The organism is Streptomyces milbemycinicus, assembly GCF_002154605.1.
Lineage (GTDB): Bacteria > Actinomycetota > Actinomycetes > Streptomycetales > Streptomycetaceae > Streptomyces > Streptomyces milbemycinicus.
Genome location: NZ_MUNE01000630.1, coordinates 1 through 8454 on the forward strand (window position 1 = coordinate 1; position 8454 = coordinate 8454).

Consider the following 8454-nt stretch of genomic DNA (forward strand, 5'->3'; position numbering starts at 1 on the left):
GGTCGGGGTGGGTGGTGGCGGTGAAGGCGCCCCAGTGCGAGCTGTGCGGGCGGGGGGCGCCGGGCGCGAGGGAGGCGCTGTGCCCACCGTGGCCGCTGTACGGCGGGCTTTCCGTCCCCTTCTCGGCCGCGCTCTCGGCCGCGCTCTCGGTCACGCTCCCCTCACCCCGCCTCGCCGTCGACCGTCCCGAGGCTGAGCATCAGGCGGTTGGCCCAGCCGAAGAACGCCGCGCAGTGCACGAGGTCGACCAGGGCGAGCTCGGAGACCCCCAGCTCGCGCAGCGCCTGGACGTCGGCGTCGGCGGCCGTGGCCGGCACCGGGGCGAGCCCGGCGGCCAGCCGGACGATCAGCTTCCAGCGGCGGCCCAGGACGGCCGTGCTGCCGTACTTCAGGAGGCGGTCCAAGGGTTCCGGGTCGCCGTGCAACTGGGCGGCGCGCCGGGCGTGCACCGAGACGCAGTAGACGCAGCCGCTGTGCAGCGAGACCGCGGTGGCGGCCAACTCCCGCTCAGCCCGCGGCAGTCCGCCCTCGGCGGTGAAGGCGGCCAGATCGATCGCCGTCCGTACGGCCAGGATGCCGAGGTCGTGCCCCAGCGTGCGGAAGTACGGCGAGTCGGGGCGCTTGCCCGCCAGCGCGGTGCGGTGCGCCTCGGTCAGCTCCTCGCGGGCCAGCGGGCGTACGGCGGGGCGCCAGGTCAGCACGCCCGTCGTGAACTGGGGCCCGCCGGCCACCGTCGCGGACGGCGCGCCGGGGTCGGTGCCGGTGCCCGACTCGCCGGTGGCCAGCAGTTGCAGCCCGGCTGCCAGCTGCATCTGGTGGTGGGCGAAGGCGGCCGCCTGGGAGAGGGTGACGATCTGCTGATCCGTGAACCCGGCCACCCGCAGGGCGTCCAGGCGCGCCTCGGCGGGAGCGCGGGTGAGCCGCCGGGCGTGTGCGACGGCGGCGGCGGTCCGCGGGGGTGCGTAACCGTCCAGCGGGGCGCGGGCGACGATCCGGTCCGCCGGGCCCGGGTCCTGCGCCGCCTCGGTGAGCAGCGCCCGGTAGTGGGCCACCGCGGGGGCACGGCGGTGGTCGACGGCCACCGCCAGCGCGGTGGCGGCGCGTTCGGCGGCCGACACGCCGGTGCCCGGGGAACTGCGCGGATGGAAGAGCTCGTCGTACGCGCGCTGCTCCAGGCCGACGAGTTCGGGGCGCAGCCCGCGCAGCCGGGTCACCTCCGGGGCGCCGCCGGCGAAGTGGTCCAGCACGTCATGGCCGGCGGCGGTCGGGGTCGTGTGGGTGGTCGTGGTGGCGGACACGGCTGTACCTCTCATACCGGGTGGTGGGCCAGGGCGGGCATCGCGTCCAGCAGCGCGCGTGTGTGGTCGCTGACCGGGCGCTCCATGATCTGGTCCCGTTCCCCCACCTCGACGATCCGGCCCTGGTGCAGCACCGCGATCCGCGAGCACATGTGCCGCACGACGGTCAGGTCGTGGGACACGAACAGCATCGCCAGACCCCGGCTGCGGCGCAGTTCGGTGAGCAGGTTGAGCACTTGCGCCTGTACGGAGACGTCCAGCGCGGAGACCGGTTCGTCGGCGACCAGCAGCCGCGGCTCCAGCGCCAGCGCGCGGGCGATGCCGACACGCTGGCGCATCCCGCCGGAGAGCTCGTCCGGGTACGCGTCGGCCAGCGCGGGATCGAGGCCGACCTCGGTGAGGAGGGCGGCGACGCGCTCGCGGCGCTCGGTGCGGGAGAGGTCGGTGTGCAGGGCGAGCGGGGCGCCGATGGTGTGGCCGATGCGGCGGTCGGGGTTGAGCGAGCCGTACGGGTCCTGGAAGACCATCTGGATGGCGGGCGCCCGGCCGCGGCGGCGGGTGGGGCGGGTGATGTCTTCGCCGTCGAAGACGACACTGCCGTCGTCGGGGCGGCGCAGGCCCAGGAGCACGCGGGAGATGGTGCTCTTGCCGGAGCCGGACTCGCCCACCAGGCCGAAGGACTCGCCGGGGGCGATGTCGAAGCTGACGCCGTCCACGGCGCGGAGGGGGGCGCGGCCGATGCGGCCGGGGAAGGTGACGGTGAGGTCGCGCGCGCTAAGGAGGGGGGTGGTTTTCTCCCCGGCCCGCCCCTTCCCGATCCCGGGGGCTCCGCCTTCCGCGCCCCCGACGCCGTCGGCCGCTCCCGGGCTCCGCCCGAAGGGGGCCCGGGGCCCCGGCACGCCGGCCGCCGTGTCCTCCGGCCCGTCCGAGCGGGCCTCCCCTGCCGATGGGACGCGCAGGGTCGGGTCGGACAGGGCCTCTTCGTCCAGGGGGCCCATCAGGGACGCCACCGTTTCGGGAACCGTCGGCAGTCGGCTGCCGGGGGTGTCGTCCATACGGGGGACAGAGGCGACCAGGGCGCGGGCGTACGGGTGGCGGGCGGCGGTCAGGACCTCGGCGGCGCTGCCCTGTTCCACGACGCGGCCCCGGTACATGACCACGACGCGCGAGCACATCTGGCTCACGACCCCGAAGTCGTGCGTCACCAGCACCACCGCCATGCCCATCTCCCGCTGCAGCTCGGTGAGCAGCCGCAGGACCTGGGCCTGGACGGTGGCGTCCAGGGCGGTGGTCGGCTCGTCGGCGATGACCAGGTCGGGCTCGTTGACCAGCGCGGCGGCGATCATCACGCGCTGCCGCATACCGCCGGAGAACTGGTGCGGGTAGTCCTTCGCCCGCCGCCCGGCGCGGTCGATGCCGACGCGTTCGAGCAGTTCCACCGCGCGGGTGCGGGCGGCGGCCGGGGACACGTCGTGGTGCAGCCGGTACGCCTCGGCGATCTGGGCGCCGACCGGGCGGTACGGGTTGAGCGCGTCGAGCGCGTCCTGGAAGATCATCGAGATCCGGCGGCCGCGGATCCGGCGCAGCTCCCGCTCGCCGGCGCCGACCAGTTCCCGTCCGTCGAACCGGATGCTGCCGGTGATCCGCGCGCCCGGTCCGTGCAGGCCCAGGACGGCGAGTCCGGTGGCGCTCTTGCCGGAGCCGGACTCCCCCACCAAGCCGATGGTCTCGCCGGGGCCCACCTGCCAGGACACATCGCGTACGGCCCGGACCCCGGCGCCCGGGAAGGCGACGTTCAGGCCGGAGACCTCCAGCAGCGGGTTCACCAGTTCCGTCCTCTCAGTTCCGTCAGGTTCCGTTCAGTTCAGTTCAGCGGGTTCAGACCTGGATCAGGTCGCGTCGGGTGTGGGTGAGGAACTCATGGCCGTCCTCGGTGATCACCAGACTGTCCGAGTGCTGCAGCCCGCCGAAGCTGGGGATGCGCAGGTTCGGCTCGAAGGTGAGCGCCATACCGGGTTCGAGCACCAGGTCGTCGTGCGGGCCCAGGCTCGGCTGCTCATGCGGGCCGAGGCCCAGGCCGTGGCCGATGCGGCCGGGGAGGTAGTCGCCGTATCCGTGGCGCACATAGCTCTCGCGGGCCGCTTCGTACACCTCGGCGCAGCTCAGACCGGGCCGCAGATACGGCTGGACCTCCTCGCGGATGGCCAGCAGCGCTTCGAAGGCGCGCTGCCGCTCGGCGGGCAGCGCGCCGACGGCGACGCTGCGCTCGTTCTCGGCGTGCATGCCGTCGATAGCCGTCCAGATGACGGTCCACTGGATCTCGCCGTCGACCGGGCGGCGGGAGGTGGGCGGCGCGGAGTTCATCGGGACCCGGTCGCCGATCAGGGAGTACGACCACAGGGCGTTGAAGACGCCGCCTTCGAGGTTGCCGAAGTCCATGGCGAGCCGGTCGGGGTGGAGGCTGCTCCACACCTCCTGCATGGTGCGCATGGCCACCGAGGCGACCTCGACCTCGCTGCGCCGCGCGGCGACGGCCTCCAGCGCCGCGTCCATGCCCGCGTCCGCGATCTCGCTCGCGACGCGCAGCGACTCCAGCTCGGCGGCGTCCTTGACGTAGCGGGCGCGCATCAGCGCGTGTCCGGTGTCGGTGAAGGTGGCGCCGGGGAGGGTTTCGGCGAGCTTGCGCTGGTAGTTGTACGGCAGGAACTCGCCCTCGATGCCGATCCTGGCGTCGGTGAGCCCGCGCTCGGCCATCACCTCGGCGAGCACCTGCCACCAGTGGTCGGGGCCGATCTCCTTCGCCCAGCGCCCGTAGGGGCGGATGTCGGTGATGGCGGACACCTTGCGGGAGCTGTGGGCGCGCAGCGCGTGCAGCACGAAGACCGGCTCACCCTCGGCGGGCAGCACGACCAGCACCGGGTGGGAGTAGATCATCGGCGTGTAGCCGGAGAGGTAGAAGGTGTTCTGCGGCTTGACGACGACCATGGCGTCGGCGCCCTCGGCACGCAGATTGGCCTGGACGCGGGCCCAGCGGGCGCGGACGGTCGCGGTGTCGGGGGTCATGCGGTGGTGCTCCTCTTGGCTCGGTTCGCCGTCGCGGTGTTCTTCACGGTCCTGACCGGGCGGCGCCCCGGTCGGCGCCCGGCGAGCCGCTCGCCGAGCAGATTGGCGCCGATCACCAGCGCCACCAGGCACAGGCCCGGCAGCACGGCGACCCACCAGGCGCCCAGCAGCTGGCCCTGTCCTTCGGCCACCATCAGCCCCCAGTCGGCGGCGGGCGCCTGGGCGCCGAGGCCCAGATAGGTCAGGCCGGCCTCCATCAGCACGGCCCGGGACAGGTCGAGGGTGGCGGTCACCGCGACCAGCCCGCGCACACCGGGCAGCAGGTCGTACAGCAGCACCCGCCAGGTGGGCACTCCCTGGGTGAGGGATGCCTCGACGTACGGCATGGTGCGCAGGCTGAGCACGCGCGAGCGGACCAGCCTGAAGTAGGCGGGCCAGCCGGTGAGCGCGATCACCAGCACCAGCACGGCGGTGCTCTGCCCGCCGAAGGTCAGCACCAGCAGGGCCAGCAGCACCGACGGCAGGGCGAGTTGGATGTCGGCGAGGCGGGAGAGCACCTGGTCGGCCCAGCCGCGGGCGAAGCCGGACACCAGCCCGAGCAGGGTGCCGAAGGCCCCGCCGCACACCACGGCGACCACGCCGACCAGCAGCGGGGTGCGGGCGCCGTACAGCAGTCGGCTGAGCAGGTCGCGGCCGAGCTGGTCGGTGCCCAGCAGATACCCGTGCTCGCCGGGCGCGGCGTTGGTGTGCGCCAGGTCCTGGGCGAGGGGGTCGTGCGGGGCGAGCAGCGGCGCGCACACGGCCACCAGGGCGACGAGCGCGAGCAGCACGGCGCCGACCGCCCCGGCACCGCCGAGGCGCGGACGGCGGGTGCGGGGCGTGGGCCCGGTCTCCGGCGTTGTCTGCGGTGGCGGTGGCAGCAGTTTCATCGGGGTCCCCTTCCCTCGTGGCGGACCCTGGGGTCCAGCACGCCGTAGAGCAGGTCCACGATCAGGTTGACCAGGACGAAGGCGAGGATCAGGAACGTCAGGTCGGCGAGGACCAGCGGGTAGTCCTGGTTCTGCAGCGCGGTGACGGCGAGCTGGCCGACGCCGGGCCAGGAGAACACGCTCTCCACGATCACGGTGCCGCCCAGCAGCGCCCCCGCCTCCAGGCCGAGGACGGTGACGGTCGGCAGCAGCGAGCCGTACGCGGCGTGCCGCACCACCCGGGCGCGGCTCATGCCGAGCGCGGTGCCGGTACGGGAGTACGGGCGGGCGAGTTCGCCACGCAGGTTGTTGCGGAACACCCGGGCGAGCGGCGGGAGTACGCCACAGGCCAGGGTGGCCGCCGGCAGCACGATGCTGGTGGCGGTGGTGGCGCCGGAGGTGGGCAGCCAGTGCAGCCGCACCCCGAAGATCCACACCAGCAGGACGCCGATGTAGAAGCCGGGCACGGACTGGGCGAGGAACACCACCCACATGGGCCACTCGCGGCGCGCCCCGCCGCCCTCGCGCGACCCCGTCCACAGGCCGACGGCCAGGGCCAGAAGCGCGGCGGCGGCAAGCGCGACACCGGCCAGCAACACGGTGGCACCGAGCCGCTGGAGGACCACCTCGATGGCCGGCTGCTGGAAGGTCAGCGAGTCGGGGAAGTGGCCGCGCAGCGCGTCGCCGAAGAAGGAGAAGTACTGCTCGGCGAGCGGGCGGTCATAGCCGAGGGCGTGGCTGAGCTGCGCCACCTTCTCGGGCGGGGCGCCGATCGGGGCCATCATGACGGCCGGGTCACCGGAGGAGTGCAACACCAGGAAGACGGCGGACAGGGCGCCCCAGACCGCCAGCAGCGTCAGGGACAGGCGGCGGGTGAGGAAGCGGATCATCCCGCGGCCCCCTTCCAGGACATGTCGGCGGGGCGGACCCAGTCGTCGGGCCGGGCGCGCCAGTTCAGGCCCTCGGCGGTGGCGTAGACGCCGGGCTGCGGGAACAGGAAGAGCACCGGAGCCTGGTCGCGGGCGCGCCGCGCGGCCCGCGCGTACAGGGCGTCCCGCGCCGTGCGCCCTTCGGTGCGGCGGGCCTCGGCGACGGCGGCGGTGAACTCCTGGTCGTCCCAGTAGGCGTACGGGCTGTCGGAGACGAACAGGCCGTAGAGGCCACCGGCCGCGAGGGTCGGCCAGGCCTGGGTGATGTACTGCATGTCGGGCATCGCCTTCTCCTGCAGGTACTTCTGCATGTAGACGGTGAACGGCACGCTGTCGATCCGGACGCTCACGCCCGCCTCGCTCAGCTGCTGTGCCACCGCCTGGACGACCAGCTCACCCGCCACGTACTGGCCGCTGGGCACGCGGAGCGTCACCTTCAGCGGGTGGCCCTTGCCGTAGCCGGCCTCGCGCAGCAGCGCCCTGGCCCGGTCGGGGTCGTGGGGGTAGCCGGACAGGCCGTCGGTGTAGCCGGAGTAGTAGTCGGTGAGCAGCTGGCCGGGGCTGGGCCGGACGGTGTTCTTCAGCAGGCTGGCGGTGATGGCCCGCTTGTCCACCGCGTAGTTGACGGCCCGCCGCACCCGGACGTCCCGCATCGGGCCCTTGAGGGTGTTGAGCTTGATGAAGGCCATCCGAGTGGTGTCAAGACGCTGGATCCGCAGCGCCCGGTCGGCGCGCAGCCGGTCCAGGTCCTGGGGGTCGAGCCCGGCGACGGCGTCGAGTTCGCCGGAGAGCAGGCCGGAGACGCGGGCGGGCTCGGAGGGGGTGATCCGGTAGGTGACGCGTCGGATGGCGGGCTTGCGACCCCAGTAGTCGTCGCGGGCGCGCAGCTCGACGGTGCCGCCGGGGCTGTAGTCGGTGATCTCGTACGGGCCGGAGCCCATCGCCTGGGTGGCGGGCCGGTGGCGGGCGGCCCAGCGGGGGCTGAGCAGATACAGGAACGACAGCGCGCCGAGCAGGTCGGCGTCGGGGGTGGTGGTGAGGAGGTCGACGGTGTGCTGGTCGACCTTGCGCGCCGCCTTCAGACTGGGGAAGTTGGAGGTCATCCGCAGCGCGTTGGCGGCGTTGAGCAGCCGTTCGACGTTCCAGACCACCACGTCGGCGTCCAGCGGGCTGCCGTCGGCGAAGGCGGCCTTCCGGTGGAGGGTGAAACGCCAGCGGGTGGGTTCGACGCGCCGCCAGGAGGTGGCGGCGTCCGGGCCGATCGCGAGGTCGGGGCGGCGGGTGACCAGCGAGGAGTAGACGCTGGAGAGCACGGACAGATCGGTGCCCACCGAGGTGGTGTTCATCGGGTCGAGGGTGGTGACGGCCGCCGACAGGCCGATGGTGACCCGTGAGGCGTCGGCCCGGCCGCGCGGGGTGTCGCCGGGCAGGCAGCCGGCCAGGGCGGGGGTGAGCGCGAGCCCGGCGCCGAGGCCGAGGGCGCCGCGCCGGGTGAGGCGCCACGGGTGCGGTGCGGACAGGCCCGGGGTGGGCGGGGTCGGTGCTGGGGCGTTCATATCGCACCCTCCTGGTGTGCGAAGACCGCGCGGTCGCAGGCGCAGGGGTTGCCGAGGGCCACATAGAAGGCGAGGTCGGGCAGCACCGCGATCGAGGCGTACGTGGTCTCGGACCCGGACCCCTCGATCTGGTGGCGGCACAGCGAGTCCTGCGGGTAGCCGTCATGGTCGGCGAGGAGTTCGGCCAGCGCGCCGGGGGTCAGCCCGCGGGCGGCGGCCAGGGCCCGTCCCGCGGTGCGGGCGCGGTGGTACGAGGAGGAGTTCTCGTCCGGGCCGGGCGCGAGCGGGGCGGTGGCCGGGCACTCGTAGTGGTTGGTGAGCACATGGTGGTCCGCCTCGTCGCGCACGGTCACCCCGGTGGCGGTGGCCTCCAGCGCGAGCCGGCGCTCCGGGTCGGCGAGCGCGATGTTGAGTCCGCTGAGCCTGCGCTGGGCGCCCAGCAGCTCGGCGAACTCCCCGGCGGTGCGGGCCCGGCGCAGCAGGTCGTGGGAGTTGATGAGGATCCATCCGGTGGCCGAGGCGCGCCAGTCGACGTTCGTGCGCTCGCTCCACACGCCCGAGGTGGACATGGCCACCCCGGAGTCGTTGACGCCGCTGCCCGGCCACAGCACGCTGCCCGCGACGGTGACCTCGACCAGGC

The 8454-nt window shown here is 73.8% G+C and carries 7 protein-coding genes; all 7 read right to left on the reverse strand.

Features of this window, described 5'->3' with window-relative positions; all coding sequences use genetic code 11:
• Positions 1 to 161 precede the first annotated feature (161 nt).
• Entirely contained in the window at positions 162 to 1298 is a 1137-nt protein-coding gene (locus tag CCN51_RS40965; protein WP_014181360.1) for a peroxidase-related enzyme, read from the reverse strand.
• An 11-nt stretch (positions 1299 to 1309) separates the two neighbouring features.
• Positions 1310 to 3124, reverse strand: a complete 1815-nt coding sequence (locus tag CCN51_RS59435; RefSeq protein ID WP_264349378.1) for a dipeptide ABC transporter ATP-binding protein — start codon at positions 3122 to 3124, stop codon at positions 1310 to 1312.
• 52 nt (positions 3125 to 3176) lie between these two features.
• Positions 3177 to 4361, reverse strand: coding sequence for a M24 family metallopeptidase (locus tag CCN51_RS40975; protein WP_014181357.1), 1185 nt, complete (start codon positions 4359 to 4361; stop codon positions 3177 to 3179).
• Positions 4358 to 5290: an ABC transporter permease gene (locus tag CCN51_RS40980; protein WP_014181356.1), complete on the reverse strand. Its 933-nt coding sequence runs from the start codon at positions 5288 to 5290 to the stop codon at positions 4358 to 4360. Before CCN51_RS40980 ends, CCN51_RS40975 begins: the two co-directional genes overlap by 4 nt.
• Entirely contained in the window at positions 5287 to 6219 is a 933-nt protein-coding gene (locus CCN51_RS40985; protein ID WP_014181355.1) for an ABC transporter permease, read from the reverse strand. The genes CCN51_RS40980 and CCN51_RS40985 overlap by 4 nt, the downstream gene beginning before the upstream one ends.
• Positions 6216 to 7814: an ABC transporter substrate-binding protein gene (locus CCN51_RS40990; protein WP_014181354.1), complete on the reverse strand. Its 1599-nt coding sequence runs from the start codon at positions 7812 to 7814 to the stop codon at positions 6216 to 6218. Before CCN51_RS40990 ends, CCN51_RS40985 begins: the two co-directional genes overlap by 4 nt.
• Positions 7811 to 8454 (reverse strand): carcinine hydrolase/isopenicillin-N N-acyltransferase family protein (locus tag CCN51_RS40995; RefSeq protein WP_211303295.1); only part of this gene is annotated, 644 nt, incomplete at its 5' end. The genes CCN51_RS40995 and CCN51_RS40990, both read right to left, overlap by 4 nt.